The 1,782-nt window shown below is 68.9% G+C and carries 2 protein-coding genes; both read right to left on the bottom strand.

The features are described from left to right. Positions 1-7 precede the first annotated feature (7 nt). A complete protein-coding gene (tatB, locus tag MJ785_RS17840; RefSeq protein ID WP_239311098.1) occupies positions 8-586 on the bottom strand; it encodes a Sec-independent protein translocase protein TatB in 579 nt (192 codons plus the stop codon). Between the two features lie 190 nt (positions 587-776). Continuing rightward, positions 777-1,782: S1C family serine protease (locus tag MJ785_RS17835; protein WP_239381873.1), on the bottom strand; the 1,006-nt coding region annotated here is incomplete at its 5' end.

Raw genomic sequence — 1,782 nt, 5'->3', positions numbered from 1 at the left:
GGGTCAGTCAGGTTGCGTCGGTGTCAAAAGGGGTCGCCGCCGGTGTCTCGGCGGTGGCCGCCCCGCGGGTAACAGGTGCCGCGGTCGTGGCCTGACCTCGGTCCGAGGGGATGGCAGCCCTGCTCCCGGTCGAGACGGCCTTGTGGGTAGCCTTGGTCAGGATGGGGGATTTCGTCAACGACGGTGGCTTGACGGCTGCCGCGGGCCCCGCCTGCATGTCGTCGTAGGAGAGCCGGGGCCGAGCCCGCTCACCACCAGGCACCGGAGGTGCCTCCGCGTCGTCGTCGAAGAGCATCTTGTCGAACGACGTCCGCTTGGACAGGTACGACGGAAGCAGCGGGTCCTCATCGTCGAACAGGTGCTTGCGGACGAACGTCTTGGGATGCAGGGTACTCAGGTCAAGATCGGCAATCTCCGGACCAAGCTCGGAGCGCAGCTCCTCGCGCATGCCCGCGGCCATCTGCCGGAACTGACGCAGCATCTGACCGGCCTCACGGGCCACCTTCGGCAACCGCTCCGGGCCAAACACGAACAGACCGATCAGCAGCAGGACAGCGACCTCGCCCCAGCCGACGCCATTGAACACGGCCCCACACTACCTCGCAACCGCGATCAACGGAACAGCTCCGGACCGGTCGCCTCCCTTCGCGGGCCCACCGGCCCACCGGCCCGCCGGCCCGGATGCGTTCCGCTCAGCGCGGCCGCAACACCGGCAACCTTGCCGGGAACCAGCCGGACGCGGCGTCGCGGTCCGAACCCAAGATTCAAAAAGGCTCTCAGTCGCGCTGTTCCTGGGGGGCCAGCTCGACCTCATGGGTCTTGTGATCGCGCTCGAACGTGAGGGTGACCCGGTCGCCGATCCGGTGCACCCGGATCGCCGCGATCAGGTCGTTGGTGTTCCCGATAGCGGCTCCGTCGACCTTGGTGATGATGTCTCCCGGACGCAGTCCGACCACATCGGCGGGCCCGCCCCGCGTCACCCCGCGGATGAGCGCGCCGGGAGAGGTCCCGATCGCCGCCGCGTCATCCGGGGTGATCGTCCCAGCGGACACGCCGACATCAGGATGGGTGGCCCGGCCGGTACTGATGATCTCGTCGGCCACCGACCTCGCATAGTCGATCGGGATGGCGAAGCCCACGCCGATGTTCCCGGACGCGCCATGCTCGGCGCGGGAACCGGGCACGGCCGCGATCGCGGTGGTGATGCCGACGACCTGACCACGCCCGTCCAGCAGCGCGCCGCCGGAATTGCCGGGATTGATGGCCGCGTCGGTCTGAATCGCGCCGATGAGAACCGACTCGCCCCCGGACTCCGCCGGCACCGTTGGGTTACGGTCAAGCGCGCTGACAATACCCGTTGTCACCGTTCCGGCCAATCCCAGCGGTGCGCCGATGGCCACCAGCGGCGCACCGACCACGAGCGAGCCGGAACGCCCCAACGCCGCGGCGGGTAGCGGGCTTGTCGCCGGAATCCGGATGACGGCGAGATCGGTCTTGGGGTCACGTCCGATGATCTCCGCCGAAATCTGCCGCAGCTCCCTGTACAAGGTCACCGAGACCCGTGCCCCGACGGCTGCCCCGGCGACAACGTGGTTGTTGGTCAGTATGTAGCCGTCCGACCTGATGATCACACCGGAACCGGTGGCGGACAGGACCGGGTTGGTCACGGTGATCGTGACAACCGACGGCAGAGCGCGCGCGGCGATGGCGGCGACCGATACGGCCCGTTCGCCCGGGGGCGCGGCGTCAACCATCGCCCCCGGCGACAGCGCGGACGCGACC

Source organism: Protofrankia sp. CiT1 (assembly GCF_917627335.1).
Taxonomy (GTDB): domain Bacteria; phylum Actinomycetota; class Actinomycetes; order Frankiales; family Frankiaceae; genus Protofrankia.
This window is presented reverse-complemented; position numbering and strand designations above follow the sequence as displayed.